This is a genomic window from Pedobacter sp. BAL39, assembly GCF_000170795.1.
Classification (GTDB): domain Bacteria; phylum Bacteroidota; class Bacteroidia; order Sphingobacteriales; family Sphingobacteriaceae; genus Pedobacter.
Genome location: NZ_ABCM01000006.1, coordinates 206,216 through 220,960 on the forward strand (window position 1 = coordinate 206,216; position 14,745 = coordinate 220,960).

13 protein-coding genes are annotated in these 14,745 nt (G+C 45.9%); 9 read left to right on the forward strand and 4 right to left on the reverse strand.

Annotated elements, in window-relative coordinates:
* Position 1: 1 nt before the first annotated feature.
* Positions 2–2,029 carry an ATP-binding protein gene (locus tag PBAL39_RS24625; RefSeq protein WP_198139811.1) on the reverse strand — a complete coding sequence of 676 codons (2,028 nt, stop codon included), beginning with the start codon at positions 2,027–2,029 and terminating at the stop codon, positions 2–4.
* Between the two features lie 315 nt (positions 2,030–2,344).
* On the opposite strand from PBAL39_RS24625, the gene PBAL39_RS25325 reads away from it, so the two are divergent.
* From PBAL39_RS25325 to PBAL39_RS10375, 6 genes are all read left to right on the forward strand, one after another.
* The gene (locus tag PBAL39_RS25325; protein WP_008241037.1) at positions 2,345–2,500 is read left to right on the forward strand and encodes a hypothetical protein; all 156 of its coding nucleotides are present in this window, start codon (positions 2,345–2,347) and stop codon (positions 2,498–2,500) included.
* Positions 2,501–2,671: 171 nt separating this feature from the next.
* Complete coding sequence (locus PBAL39_RS10355; RefSeq protein WP_157273980.1) at positions 2,672–3,358, forward strand: hypothetical protein; 687 nt, start codon at positions 2,672–2,674, stop codon at positions 3,356–3,358.
* A 405-nt stretch (positions 3,359–3,763) separates the two neighbouring features.
* The gene (locus PBAL39_RS10360; protein ID WP_008241040.1) at positions 3,764–4,201 is read left to right on the forward strand and encodes a MarR family winged helix-turn-helix transcriptional regulator; all 438 of its coding nucleotides are present in this window, start codon (positions 3,764–3,766) and stop codon (positions 4,199–4,201) included.
* A 61-nt stretch (positions 4,202–4,262) separates the two neighbouring features.
* A complete protein-coding gene (locus PBAL39_RS10365) occupies positions 4,263–5,258 on the forward strand; it encodes an NADP-dependent oxidoreductase (RefSeq protein ID WP_008241041.1) in 996 nt (331 codons plus the stop codon).
* A 94-nt stretch (positions 5,259–5,352) separates the two neighbouring features.
* Positions 5,353–6,495, forward strand: coding sequence for an iron-containing alcohol dehydrogenase (locus tag PBAL39_RS10370; protein ID WP_232282931.1), 1,143 nt, complete (start codon positions 5,353–5,355; stop codon positions 6,493–6,495).
* A gap of 193 nt (positions 6,496–6,688) precedes the next feature.
* Complete coding sequence (locus tag PBAL39_RS10375) at positions 6,689–7,555, forward strand: TraB/GumN family protein (protein ID WP_008241048.1); 867 nt, start codon at positions 6,689–6,691, stop codon at positions 7,553–7,555.
* Positions 7,556–7,651: 96 nt separating this feature from the next.
* On the opposite strand, the gene PBAL39_RS10380 is transcribed toward PBAL39_RS10375, so the two are convergent.
* The 3 genes from PBAL39_RS10380 to PBAL39_RS10390 all read right to left on the reverse strand — a co-directional run bounded on the left by PBAL39_RS10380 (position 7,652) and on the right by PBAL39_RS10390 (position 11,751).
* Positions 7,652–8,488 (reverse strand): helix-turn-helix domain-containing protein, encoded by an 837-nt coding sequence (locus PBAL39_RS10380; protein WP_008241049.1) that lies wholly within the window; start codon positions 8,486–8,488, stop codon positions 7,652–7,654.
* Positions 8,489–8,513: 25 nt separating this feature from the next.
* Entirely contained in the window at positions 8,514–9,533 is a 1,020-nt protein-coding gene (locus PBAL39_RS10385; protein ID WP_039866427.1) for an SDR family NAD(P)-dependent oxidoreductase, read from the reverse strand.
* Positions 9,534–9,627: 94 nt separating this feature from the next.
* Positions 9,628–11,751 (reverse strand): thioredoxin-like domain-containing protein, encoded by a 2,124-nt coding sequence (locus tag PBAL39_RS10390; protein ID WP_008241053.1) that lies wholly within the window; start codon positions 11,749–11,751, stop codon positions 9,628–9,630.
* Positions 11,752–11,941: 190 nt separating this feature from the next.
* Between PBAL39_RS10390 and PBAL39_RS10395 the strand changes: the two genes are divergently transcribed.
* From PBAL39_RS10395 to PBAL39_RS25330, 3 genes are all read left to right on the forward strand, one after another.
* Positions 11,942–12,808, forward strand: a complete 867-nt coding sequence (locus PBAL39_RS10395; RefSeq protein ID WP_008241058.1) for a DKNYY domain-containing protein — start codon at positions 11,942–11,944, stop codon at positions 12,806–12,808.
* A gap of 136 nt (positions 12,809–12,944) precedes the next feature.
* Positions 12,945–14,474 (forward strand): hypothetical protein, encoded by a 1,530-nt coding sequence (locus PBAL39_RS10400; protein WP_157273981.1) that lies wholly within the window; start codon positions 12,945–12,947, stop codon positions 14,472–14,474.
* A 96-nt stretch (positions 14,475–14,570) separates the two neighbouring features.
* Positions 14,571–14,735, forward strand: a complete 165-nt coding sequence (locus tag PBAL39_RS25330; protein ID WP_008241064.1) for a hypothetical protein — start codon at positions 14,571–14,573, stop codon at positions 14,733–14,735.
* The last annotated feature ends 10 nt before the right edge of the window (positions 14,736–14,745 follow it).

The window sequence follows — 14,745 nt, forward strand, 5'->3', positions numbered from 1 at the left end:
ACTACAATAATGGAAGACTGAAATGAAACACGGAGCCCTTGCCGACTTCACTTTCCACCCATATCCTGCCATGATGGCGCTCAATGATCTCTGCACTCAGGTACAGACCAATCCCGAAACCTGAAATCAGGTTGTTGCTCTCCACCCGGTAGTAACGTTCAAACAACCTGCCATGGTCTTCTGCAGGAATGCCGATGCCGCTATCTTTCACACTCACGATGGCCTCGTCCCCTTCCCGGCTGCAATGGATCTCAATGACACTTTCCGCAGATGAATACTTTGCCGCATTGCTGATCAGGTTAGAAACGACATGGCCAATCTTATCCCTGTCGGCATTAAGCATCAGCCCTTCACAACGATGGAACTCAATATGATGAACGGGAAACAAGACTTCATTTTCATCAATCACCTCAGCAATCAGCTGATCCAGTGCAAATTCTTCCATCACCAGCAGGATCTTTCCGGACTCCAGCCTGGAAATGCTGAGGAAGCCGTTGATCATGGCGTTCATCTTATTCACCTGGTTGTTTACTTTCGACAGCATCCCCGAAGCAAATTCGTCTTTCACCTTGCTCGCCTTTCCATGAAGCACCTGCACGTAACCTTTGAGGGAGGTCAGCGGTGTCTTCAACTCATGGCTCACCATGCCGATGAAGTCGTTTTTACGGAGGTCATCTCTACGTTGCTCAGTAATGTCAAAGCTCACGCCCATCATATATACTGCCTCTCCAGAATGGTTATAGGTCGGCAAACCGGAAACACGAACCCAGTGTTCGGTACCGTCCGGCCAAAGTATCGGATATTCGGCATTATAGATCTGTTTTTCAGCAATTGCTTTCTCCACCTGCAGCATCACATACTGCTTAAAATCGGCATGTACCACCTCCATCATATCGGAAAAATCAAATTTATCCTGTTCCGTCAGCCCGAAGTTATGCTTAAACTGTGCGGAACAACTCATCTTTCCCAACTTCAGGTCCAGTTTATAGGCACCCAGCCTTGCTGCTTCCATGGCCAGCTCCAGTCCTTTTCTGGACTCTTCCAGCTCTACACGGGTCTGCTCCTCTTCTGTGATGTCCTGTAAGGTACCGCTAAACCTGGTGGCCTGACCATTCTCATCAAACAAAGCCTTACCTTTTGCCCTTACCTTTCTTGGTATCCCTGTAATCGGGTTCATGATGGTATACTTGATGTCGTATAGCCCTCCCGATTGATAGTCCATCGCTCTTTCAATGGCCGCCAGCACACGTTCACGGTCCTGATCAAAGATTACATTAGTTGCCTGATCCAAGGGGATTTCCTGATAAGGACGCAAGCCAAACCAGTTTCTCAACCGCTCATTCCCTGCGAAAGACATCATTGAAGGATCCAGGTCCCAGGTACCAAGGTTGGCAGCATCAATCGCAAAATTCAGGTTGTCCTCGCTGTATTTAAGGTTCTTGTTCAGCAAGGATACTTGTTGCGTAGCTTGCTGAAGCTCATCGTTCATGGCAGAAAGTTCCTCATTCAGGGAGGTCAGCTCTTCATTTGAAGCTGCCAGCTCCTCATTGGATGCAACAAGCTCTTCGTTAGACGCAGCAAGCTCCTCGTTCAGGTCTTGCTCCCTGCGCTCAGCTTCTGCGATGGCCTTCTGCCCGAGATAACGCGCAGTTACATCCCTCGCCGTGTTCATCACGCAATAGGTTTCGCCTGCCTCATTTTTTATGGCCCGGTATTTAAAATCGAAATAAAATGTTTGTCTCTTCCCATCAACGACCAGATCCGCCGGCATGTTGTCCGACTGGTAAGTGATCCCCGTCCGCATGACATCGAGAAATATCTGCTTAAAGGGCTGATCATGAAGCTCCGGTAAGGCCTCTTCGATGGTTTTACCAATTACGCTCCGGTCTTTTCCCCAAATCCGGATGATGGCATCATTGGCAAAAGCGATCACCATCTGGTCGGTATGATAAATTGCCGTTGCATCTTCTGAAAGTGCCAGCACCTGAAGTAATTGGCTGTCGTTATCTAGTAAAGGTCTTTTTTTCATCAAAATTGGGTTCGCGGATGGATACATAAGCTGATACAAGGATTGTACCGTTATAAATCATTATTCCTCATAGTGATAACAATCCCCGAATAGCAACCACCTGATGCCACCTGGAAGCGTCCATCTCCTGGATGCTATTCACGTCTGCCTGCAACTGCGGGGATAGGTTGTTCAATGTAATGGTGCTCCTTAATGATGATACACAAATATAAGATGTTTTACAGAAACAGCAACCTTTTACAGCACCTACAACCGGCTAGTCTGAAACAATTTTCAGCCCTAACGGTTATACCATTACCTATTTAGCACAAGATTATGGCACAATTAAGCGTACAGCCCAAAAGAAAAAGTAAGTTCTGGCTTTGGGTATTGCTCATTTTCATTATTGGCATCATTGCCTTCGTATTTTTCAATAGGAACAATACGGAAACATCTGATACCCCTCCGCAGGATACGGTGTTGACGCCCTGATAAAGAATGCCAGCTCATCAAACTCAAAGGTTATGACGACAAAAAAGACTGATTAAGACCCCTGCTGGCAAAATTACGAGCAGGTAGGTACTAAGAAAAAAGCGGGTAAAACCGTCCCAAACTGCGTCCCGAAGAAGAAAGCCGATAAGAAATAACAAAATGGAAACTGATATGGAAAATTCGAAAAACGAAGAAAAAAAAGAACAGCAGCATCCTCAGCCTGCTGATGATATACAAATGAACATCGAAACGGTCACCCCTGACACGGAGAAAGATCAGCCAGACTCTAAACAGGAAACGCATAAAGCGCCAAAGGATGCTGTCGAAAGTGAGCCGGAAAACGAAGAGCTCAACACTGAAAAACCGAAAGCTGAAGAACCGAAAGCTGAAGATGCGGTCACTGACCAACAGGATAACATCAACCACTACCAGGAATCCAAGCAAGAGCCTCTTCCCGGACAAGCTACTGGCGACACCAGTTCGGCGGAAAATGAAACTCCACCACCGGGAAACCAGGCCGATCAGCCTGATGCCGGTGGTGACGAAGAGACTCCAGCTGATGATCGTCCCGAAGACACAGACGAAAATGACGATAACACTGCTGATACAAAAGAAAACTCAGAAAATACGACGGATCATTCTGCCAAAATGGGATCAGGCGCTGATGATTCAGTAGAAAATGACTCAACTGGAGAAGATTCAACAAAAGAGCAATCAAAAGAAGAAGAAGAAAATTCCGCAGACGATAGTGAAAATAATGATGGCTCAGCAAACAGTGAAGAAACTAATCAGGATGACGATGGAGAAAATGATCAGACTAAAGGCCCTGCAGGTGATGTGGAAACGGTAAGTCCCTGACCGTCATTCGTCATAGAAAAGTCAATGCTTCATAATGAGAAAACCAGATTAATCCATCTTCCGTTAATTAAGTCAAACAGTGAGCGCGCGCAGAGAGGGATTGGAGAGAGGGAGTTGGATGTGTCTATGTGAGTTGGAATTTGAGAAGGCGAAGAGAGAGATGTGATTAGGATTTGTGAGGTTGATGGAAAGGGCGGAGAGAAGGAAGAGAGAGAGGATAGACACGGGAGAAAAACACAGGTGAGATTGATTTGAGGGGAGGAAAAGAAACGGGACTTTATAAGTCCCGTTTTTGTTTATATCGGAATTATGCTTTCTCATAACATAAATCAGTCCGCTGGTCAGCAAACCGTAAACAAACCTTGCCTTATTTGGAATTACCATCCATGGATGATACTTTTGACTATGAAAATCGAAGAAGAGTTAAAACATGACTTCGCCAGTCCCCAGCAAAGGGCACTGACCAACATCATCTTCACTTCAAACTGGGTGCTCAATCGCATCGCATCTGCACTAAAGCCTACCAATCTGTCCCTGCAGCAGTTCAATGTGCTCAGCATCCTCTATGGACAGCCGGATCAGACTGCTACTGTCAACCTGATCACCGAGCGACTGATCGACAGGATGCCTAATACCTCCAGGCTCCTCCATAAACTCATGGATAAAAAGCTCATTGAAAAAGAACGAAACAGCAACGACCAGCGCGTTGTTTATGTAAGACTCACACCTGAAGGTGCCATACTGAAAGAACAGGGCAGAAAAATCATTAACAACATCCTGGTCAACCTTAACGATCAGGAAGCCGATCTATTGAATGACATGCTCGAAAAAATAAGGAGCTAAAAAAATTTTATTAAATAACATCCATGGATGATATCTTCCTGGATCTAAACCAATACCCATCATGAATAAAGTCATCTTGTTAAATAAACGCCCCGAGGGTATTCCTACCCCGGAAGATTTTAAATTTATTGAAGAAGAAAAACCTGTAGCCACCGATGGTCAGATTTTGCTGAAAACACTATATGTCTCTGTAGATCCATACCTGCGCGGAAGGATGAGCGATGCCAAATCCTACATCCCTCCTTTTGAACTGAATAAACCCATCCAGTCTGCATTGGTCGCAGAGGTGCAGGACTCCAAAAATCCTGATTTCAAAACCGGCGATTTCGTCACTGGCATGCTCGAATGGAAGTTATTCCAGACCTCTACAGGTAAAGGCCTGACCAAGGTCGACGGTGAAAAAGCAAGTCTTTCTGCTTATCTCGGTGTCCTGGGAATGACTGGTCTCACGGCCTATTTTGGCCTCAAAGAAATTGGCCATCCCAAAGCAGGTGAGACACTCTTCGTCTCGGGTGCCGCAGGTGCCGTAGGCAGTGTTGCCGGACAAATCGGAAAGATCATGGGCTGCAGGGTAATTGGTGCCGCTGGCTCGGATGAAAAGGTAAACCTGCTCCGATCGAAGTTTGGCTACGATGCAGCCATCAATTACAAAACGACCCATGACCTGACTAAGGACATCGCAGCTATTGCCCCTGATGGGATCGATGTATATTTCGACAATGTTGGTGGCGATATTTCCGACGCTGTACTTGCCAACATCAACAGGCTGGGCCGTGTGCCCCTATGTGGCTCCATCTCTTCCTACAACGATAAGGAAGTAGCTACCGGTCCGAGGGTACAAACCGTAATGGTCAAAAAAAGCGTGCTGATGCAGGGATTCATCGTCTCCAACTATGCTGCGCAATTTCCGGAAGGCATCGCTCAGCTCAGCAAATGGTTCAGCGAAGGCAAGCTCACACATAGTGAGACCATTGTAGAAGGCTTCGAGCAGATCCCTCAGGCCTTTATAGACCTATTTGCCGGCAAAAACGAAGGAAAAATGGTGGTCAAAATCTAGAAAATAAAAACGGCAAACAGAACGACACGTACAAACAAAACGACACCTCAAACAGAATAATAAAAAAACAATCATAATGTTAAACTTCGAATATATGAACCCTACCAAAATCATTTTTGGTAAAGGACAAATTGAAAAAATCAGTAAAGAGATCCCGAAAGACGCCAAAGTGCTGCTGCTGTACGGTGGCGGAAGCATCAAGAGCAACGGCATCTACGATCAGGTGAAACGAGCGCTATCAGGCTTTGACGTGCTGGAGTTCAGCGGGATCCCTGCTAATCCGGAATATGAAATCCTGATGGAGGCTTTGAAAATTATCAAATCTGAGCAGGTCACTTTTATGCTTGCTGTAGGTGGTGGCTCTGTGATAGATGGTGTTAAATTCCTATCCTCCGCAGCACTGTATGAAGGCGACGAGCCCTGGGATATCCTTACCAAATCCATCCGGACAGAGAAAGGACTCCCATTCGGAACAGTACTTACCCTTCCTGCTACAGGCTCTGAGATGAACTCCGGATCGGTCATCACCAGGAAAGAAACTCAGGAAAAGCTTTCTATGGGTGGCCCTGGCCTGTTCCCGGTATTCTCCGTCCTGGATCCCCAAGTCGTGCAGTCCATCCCTCAGCGTCAACTGGCCAATGGCATCACCGATGCTTTTACCCATGTGCTGGAGCAATACATGACCTACCCCATCCAGGCATTCCTGCAAGACCGCATCGCGGAAAGCATCCTGCAAACGCTGGTAGAAATCGCTCCGAGGATCATGAAAAACCCGGCCGACTACGAGGCTGCAGCAAACTTTATGTGGAGCTGTACCATGGCCCTGAACGGCCTGATCCAAAAAGGTGTCCCTACCGACTGGGCAGTACATGCTATGGGGCATGAACTTACCGCCATGTTCGGTATAGACCACGCCAGAACGCTTGCCGTCATCGCACCAGGACACTACCAGTATAACTTTGAAACCAAAAAAGAAAAGCTGGCGCAATATGGCAAACGGGTATGGAACATTCAGGAAGGCTCGACGGAGGAAATCGCAAAGGCTGCAATTGAAAAAACGGTTGAATTTTTCCATTCACTGGGGATCGACACCAAATTATCCGATTATACCAAAGATTTCGAAGGCACTGCAGAGAAGATCTCAGAGCGCTTTAGCCAAAGAGGATGGCTCGGACTGGGAGAGCATAAAACGCTTGCACCGGCAGACGTCCTTGAGATTGTTAAGATGAGCTACTAAACTGCTTTTCAATATTAAAAAAAGCCCTGCGTTCCCTGTGCAGTCCACTGGAGCGCAGGGCTTTTTTATGACCTAAACCTGCCCGGAATTCTTTATCTTCATCACCGCCAGCCATGACAACAATAAATTGAAATTAATGGGTTAACGAATCCGGCAATGCGGCACCTACTATGTGAATTTAAAAATTGAAACTATGAAATATCATCTATTTGCGTTCGTCTTTGCACTCCTGACCATCTGCGCTCCTTCAACCTATGCACAGGTCAAACCGATAGAAAATTCATTGCTGTGGGAAATCAGTGGAAACGGGCTTTCCAAGCCATCATACCTATTCGGAACGTTCCATATCCTCTGCCCCGACAACTTCGCTATTGCCGACAATGTAAAAACAGCACTTTCCAAAACCGACCGCATCACATTTGAGGTAAACATCGCCGACCCTGAATTTATCCCTTCCATTCAGAAAGCTATGATGTCTCCCATTCCCTTGAGCAAAAGGTTAAGCCCCCAACAGTTCCAGGCGCTGGATTCTGTATTGACCGTACTAAAGTCTCCCTACACCCTCAAACAAATGGACAACCTTAGCCTTCAGGCTGTCAGCAGTTTCCTGATGCAAAAAATTCTGCCATGTGAAACCCCTGTGTCTTTCGAAGGAGAACTGCTGAAAGTAGCGCAGGAACAGCACAAACCTGCTGCCGGACTGGAAACCGTAGAATTCCAGATGGAATGTCTCCGTAACGCTTTTTCAGATGAACATCTCTATCAGCAGATTCTTAAAATCGAAAAGATGGATGCTGACCTGAAAGCCATGATTGCCATGTATCAACAGCAAAATCTGAACGGCATATATAGCTATGTGATGAAAAAAGAAACTGTGGAGACGGAATCTGAAAAATGGATGATGGAAGTGCGCAACAAAAACTGGGTGGCAGCCATGCCTGTCATGATGGAAAAGGAAAGCAACCTGTTTGCAGTCGGCGCCGGCCACCTTGGCGGCAAATACAGTCTCGTTACCATGCTCCGCGAAAAGGGATATACGGTAAAGCCCATCTACAAGTAAGCGCCCTGAGTGCTCCTGCTAAAACCGGGTTCTCCTACTTTATCAGGTGGGCAGTTCATTATTCCTACGGCCGTTATCTGAAAGAGCTGGGAGAGATCAGGAAAAGTCTGATTGAGGCCTAGCCACCCCACCCTCCGGTAGCTCTGTCGGCGCGTAGCCGAAGTGCTTCTTGAAAAGAAAAGAGAAATGAGACAGGTTTTCAAACCCTGTCTCAAAAATCACCTCCACAGGCCTTCTACCCTGGACTGACATCAGGTAATGCGCCAGTTCCAGCCGCTTTTGCATCAGCCATTTATGAGGAGTGGTGTTATAGGTCTTCTTAAAATCACGCTTAAAGGTCGTGATGCTCCTGCCAGTAAGATACCCGAACTTTGTCATCGTCATGTTGAACATATAGTTCTTTTCCATAAAACCTGACAGGTCCACCTTACCGGGTTCTTCGAAATTGGCCAGTACGCCGTCCACTTCGGGATCGATAGACCTTAAAATGCTGATGGCCTCATTAATTTTCAGCGAGGCAAGGTTTGGAGGCAACTCCTCCATCTCGAAATAGGGAACCAATGATGCCAGGCAGCTTTCAAGCAAAGGATGGCGCTTAAAACTGCGGATTTTCGGTATGGGCACAACCTCAGCCTTCACCTTTACACTTGCGTAGAAGTCGTTCAACGTTGCTGCCGACAATAACATGACTACCGATTTATGAGGCAAGCCGTCTTTTGGATAATTGATAATCGTTGCTGGCTGATTTCTCGGGATCAGGAAGATGTCCCCTGCTTTAAAAGTATGACTTGCCCCTGCCTGCAGAATTTTCGTTTCCCCTGACATAAACCAAATGAGCATGTGCTGATCAAACACCACTTCGGATTTAAAAAGCTTGTCTTCGTAACAGGACAACTTAATATCGGGTGTGATATATTTTGAAGTATGTTCCATAAATCATTTTTGTCCATTAAACCAATTAAAAAGGCTGAAACTGTATGCCAATCATTTTTTCAGTCAGCGTCCATAGTTTCTTCGCCCTTTCCTTATCCAGCGAATAGGGCTTTACACCATGCAATGTCCATGGCTCATCATACCGGTGCCCTATATTTCCCGTATCCAGCACGGCAATGTCAGCATCTTCACAATAAACGCCTCCAATGTCATCCAGCAGTGGACTTGTTGCACACCAAATGGTCGTCGCTGCCCCTTGGGGGATGGTCTTCAGCCGCTCAGCGACTTCCTTTTTGATCAGGCCATGCTCGTCATAAGTACCCATCTGCTGAAACAATGCAATAGGCTCTTCCCTACCTAAATCTGTACCATATACGGCTCCGGGATGTACCGAATATGCACGCACACCAAGGTCAGCCCCACGTTGGTCCAGCTCCATCGCAAAGAGGTTACTGGCAGTTTTTGACTGTCCGTAGCCCAACAAGGTATCGTATTCCCGGCTTTCAAAGTTAGGATCTTCAAAGTTGAATGCTGACATCTGATGCCCAAATGAAGAAACATTGATCACTCTCGCTCCCCTCGCTGCCTTAAGTGCAGGCCATAAGCCCGACACAAGCTGAAACTGTCCCAGGTAATTGGTGGCCAATTGCGATTCGATGCCACGGCTATCCCTTCGTAAGGGCACCCACATGATCCCGGCGTTGTTGATCAGCAAATGAAGCGGCCTTTCCGTAGTGATAAATCTATCCACAAACCCATCGACAGACTTGGAATCCATTAAATCCATCTGCTCCAATTCCACATTTGGAAAGCCCTGAAACACTTTCATTGCCTTTTCAACTGACCTCACCGGCACAATAACTTTCGCCCCTACTGAGGCAAGTACCTTAACCGTTTCCAATCCGATTCCGGCACTTCCACCGGTAACCACAGCAATCTTCCCTGTAAGGTCAGCACCATTGATCACCTCGGCCGCAGTTGATGATGCATTGAAACCCGAACCCAATGGCTGTTGCAATGCCCCCTGATAATTATTTTTTTTCATATCCATTCTATTTTGTTGATTCAAAGATAGATGGACAGAAAATTCAGCACTTTGTTTTAAGGACTTATTTGACTTTGTTTTAAGGATCAGTCCACTATTTTAACAATTCCCCCACAGCCCGTACCAGGCCATTCGGATCACTTGGCCTTGGCGCTGTCATCGTCACCACCTTTCCTTCCTGATCAACCAGCATATATGTCGGAAAGGAATTGATCGAAAAGCGGTTCTCAATCAGCCGCTGCTGTTCTTCTGGAAGCCGGTAGTGAACGATGTTTTCCCCGGTCAGGTCCATCTCCTTGATCATGCTCTTCCAGAGTTCTTCCGGAGACCTGTTTGCGAAATACATGAAAATCACCTCTTTATTTTTCAATGCCTCTTTTGCAACTCCGGCATACTTCATCTCCTCCTTACACGGACCACACCAGGTACCCCAGAAATCAAGATAAATGATTTTACCGCGGTACGGTGCGATCAGCTCCTTAAACAGGGCGTCTGCCTCCTTCTCCGACTTCAGGTGATCCGTATTCTTAATGCTTTGAGCAAAAGTGAAATCCGCATTTTTGGTTTTCAGCAAATGGTCATTGTAGGCCGATAGCTGAGCTCTGAATACAGGAGACTTCACCAGGCCCGCAAACTCCTCAAACTTCAGCGACTCCATGGGTTTTCTCGTTCGCTCAAAATACTGATAAATGCTTCTGGCCTGAAAGACGTCCCTGATGTCTTCATCCGCAATAATTTTTGGATAGAAACCTCCTGCAAATCGAAGCTCGTTAAGCCAGAGTTGCTGGTCACCGGCCGTCATAATTTTGTCCTGATGGCGCACTTGCAACCCCTCCAGTAACTTAGATTGCGCAGCAGTTACTGTCTGTGCAAGCGCCTGACCACGCTGGGCATCAATACTGCTGAGACGTTCAATTTCCATATCCACCTCTGCCACCCTTTTTTCTTCGGCAGAAGCCGTCACCGTGCCATCCGCAATCAGGCTTACCAATGCCTCCGCATAAGAGCCCGTTGAGCCCTCAAACTCATCTCTGGAATAGTCTGTATAGTCCCTGATGAAAGTCGAAAAATTTGCGTTGAGGACAAAAGGAGCCAAAGGTGTTGTAAAAAGAGAATCTTTAACAAAACTCATGTATTCCCTGGGGAAACGCTCTTTACTGCGTCGGTCCAGGTCAAAACGCTTCTGCATCAGATCGGCGCCAATGGCGTACCTGTTGTAGTTTAGGATGAAATACTTAGCCTTCGCCGACAGAGATGGATTTCTTTTGAAATAATCGTTCGAGTAAACATTCGCCCTGGACAACACAGCCCACTTCGCATTCAGATATTCCATGCCCTTCATTTGTTTGCTCGCCCGCTCTTCTTCGCTATCTGCATATATTCCCGACGAAGTGGTATAAGGATTGTAACGGGCCAGTTCATTCTGAACCCTTGCCTTGTCGCCCATAAATACCTGCTCCCCCGTTGAAAAATCGTAAAACAACAGGTAACGTTCCCCAGGTTCCAGCACACTTGCCTTACTCATCCTTCCCATATCGAGATAAACCTCGGCAGAATTCAATAACGGCACCTTGACGACAAAACGACCTGCGGAGTCTACCGTGCCAAATACCTTATCATTTTTATCGGTAATCACATTTCTATAGGAAATTGAAAAAGGTTCCTGATTCGGTGCATTTCTCAGATATCCTGTAACGTAAACAGTATCCATGATTTGATAATGCGTATCCTTGAAGACACTTGCATCAGCCGGGCTGTATGCAGGCAATATTTTAGCCACCTTTCGATAATCCTGCACGGCATGACTGCCAATCTTAACGGCTATCAGGCTATCTCCTCTTTTGCTGATCTTCAAACTCAACCGCTCAGCTCCATTTTTCAGCACTGCCCTTCCTGATTTTCCCGAGAACTGGAAAGATTCATAATCCCAAAATTTCTGGTCATAAATGGCAAAGTCCTCAAAAAAACCGAACGTCCATTCTCCTGACTTCGGATGATACCAGTTGCCCAATACCTCAGATACCATTGGATTGCGATCTTTACGAACATCATTACCGGCACCCCACAGCACAGCGTTTTTTTCAAGATCATCTTTGAAAATAGCACCATCCGGGCAAAAGCGTTCTAAGCATACAGGTGGTATCTTGTCAGATGCAACAGCATAGGAAACATAGCAAAAATTCAGCAATAACAGCAAGGCAGGGATAGAGCGCTTCATTGATCAGATATTTGGTTAGGATTAATTTTAACAGGAAAGCGCAATCATGCTACTTCCAAGCGCAATTACGGAATAATCATTTAGATATCAAACCATTAAAACACGAGAAATGTGACTGGTATCCTAAAAAAGAGACCAAATTTTATAATGGCAATAAACTTGCTGTAATCCTCCATAATCCCGAAGCCCAATGAACCACACTGATCCGATCAAAAGATTACCCTACAAAGTTATCAATATTGATTTACCTTACCAGTACATCAGCAATGGCAGTCACAGCTATAAAATTCCCTCAGCGGTAGACCTCGCACAGTGGCATCCCCTTTCCGACAGTTATTCCAAAGACAACGATTACCTCTTCAGATATGGAGAAGTTGCACTTGAAAAACAAATGAAACTCATCGACCTGCCGAGTTTTGAAGTGGTTCTGGAACATCCCCAAATGACACTCTGCTATTTCAAAGATAAAAACCGGGTATACATAGATAGCTACATGTGCCCTTTCACTATTCTCCCTGATGCTGATCCATCCACTTTTGAATTGATCTCATCAACGCCTGGCTTTAGCCGGGACCACAAACGCACCTACTATTACAATCAGCTGCTCCCTTATCAGTGGGAAGAAATAAACATCCTCAACAACCATTACGCCACTGCCAATGGCATCATCTACTCCGGATATCACCGTCCGGTTCCTGAAGCAGACATCGAAACCTTCGAAATCCCGGAACCCATACGTGCGGATAACGTTGCTAAAGACAAAAACCATGTATATTTCAGGGATCAGATCGTTGAAGGCATAGATCCACAGAGTTTTCATTTCCTTGAAGGTTGTACCGGCCCTGAACACCTCAATTACTACAATAGCGATATCGACCTGTATGCAAAGGACAATCACAATGCCTACTTCGTCAAGACCATCGCCAGGGCATTCAAGAAGATCCGCTCAAAAAGCCTGGAGGATTTCAAATTTAAGGTTATTGATGACCAGGGATATGGATATGACCAGGAAAACCTATACCATATGGGAAAAAAGATTCGTTCCAAATCGACCTGACGTTGGAAGTTCAAAATGACCATCGGCATCCATTCATTTTCTGGAAGGATTTTTGCACTTCGTGCATGATCAAATCCTGTATCAACATTAAAAACCATCTAGACAAATACATCCTTACCTTAAGGCCTGAAACCCGATGAAAAAATACACGTTACTCACGCTTTTATTATTCATGACCATGACCCTCTCCGCTCAACAAATGCAAACCGATGCCCGTTACCAGCAATACGAGGGCCGTTACGGCAGTAAATCAGGCGTTTGCCTGTTTGCAGACGGCACATTCCTTCTTTATGGTTATGCGACGGGCGTCTTTGGCCACTACAAATTTGAAAAAGACCAGCTCCTCTTTTTCCCGGACAAACAGGAATTGTTTATAGTGTATGCACATCAGAACAAAGGCCTGGGTGATTCCATAAGAATAAATTACCGTGGTTTTCAGGAGGGGAAAACATACATACAATTTGATCAGGATAAAGTACAACGGGTATTCAACGACAATGCCAACTGTTTTGATTCGCCCTTTGTAGATCAGTTGGCAAAATCGGCTACCACCATTACTTTGTCGGCTGTCGTCGAACAAACCAGCAGGGAGCCGCAGCAACCCAACCATTCCTGGAACTATACACTAGCCAAAGGTCAAAATGATTTAATTCTGATTTACAACAAACCAAAAAGGGAGTATCAGGACTTCATGGCAGTCATGGAACACGCTAATGGTAAAAGCAGACTAAAACTTTCCAGCTACGGTGGTGAGGAAGGTTATATCAAGCAAAATAACGACAAAGATGAGCAGAAACAATGGCAGGAAGTCCTCAGCTGGAAAACCTCATATGACGACTCAAAAAACAATCCGGAGAACACAGTTTTTGCAAACAAACATTACCATTCCTTTCCTCAACCAGACCTGGCAGAATACAGCCTGGATCAGGCCTCAAACCAACTCGTGATGGCAAATGCGGTCGAAAATGAAGCCTATTTTCGCAACGACCAGTATAATGACAACCGCTATCTGCGGCAATATGCGATCTTGCAACCTAAAAGCAAAAGCACCAAAGAGATTGTTACTAAAAATATAACTGCGGGCAGCATATTTTTCACCACCTGCGAGGATCCTGAAAAATCATATCATTATAATGGATACCTGCCCAGGGAGGACGATGATCAGGAAAAACCTCTCACACTAGTCGATCCTCCCAAGCCAATTGCACCCGTGGAAAATCAGAATAAGATCACCGAAAACGCTGACATCCCCGGCGCAAATAAAACTGATGAAGATGCCGCATACACTGGCATCTTCCGTCCCTTTTCTGTTGATCGCGAAGATGGATTTTACCGTGTTTCCAAAAGAGACAATAAGGATTTCAGTAAAACAATCCTGGAGAAACAACCTGCGCTGACCGGCCAGGACATCTCTTCTGTTGAGTCTCTAACGGATGAATTCGGCCAGGCAGTCATCCGGATAAAATTTACCGATGGTGGCCGGGAAAAGTTGAGAAAGGTTACTGCGGCGGCTGTAGGGCAACCCATTGCACTGGTGGTCTCCAAAAAAGTCATCTTCATGCCGATCGTGAACGAACCCATCTCTGGTGGCGACGTGCATATCGCAGGAATAGGCTCTGCGGAGGATGCAAAATCAATCGCGCAACAACTGCAGCCAAAAAAATAGTATGCAAGCTTTACCGGCTACTTTGACCTATCGCCCCTTTACAGCGCAACCGGGAATAATCGGGATTCGTGGTATGTTAATTGTTAATGATCAATCATGAGAAAAACGTGGCTGAAGGTTGCACTTACCCTATTCGTTATCATATTGATCATCATAGGCATACGCATCCTGCGGTCCGCCAATAAAGGGACGCCAAATCAACATCAGAAAGGCAATCCCAGTAAGACGCTCCCTCCTCCATCAGAGCAAAAACAACAATAATCAGGCGCAA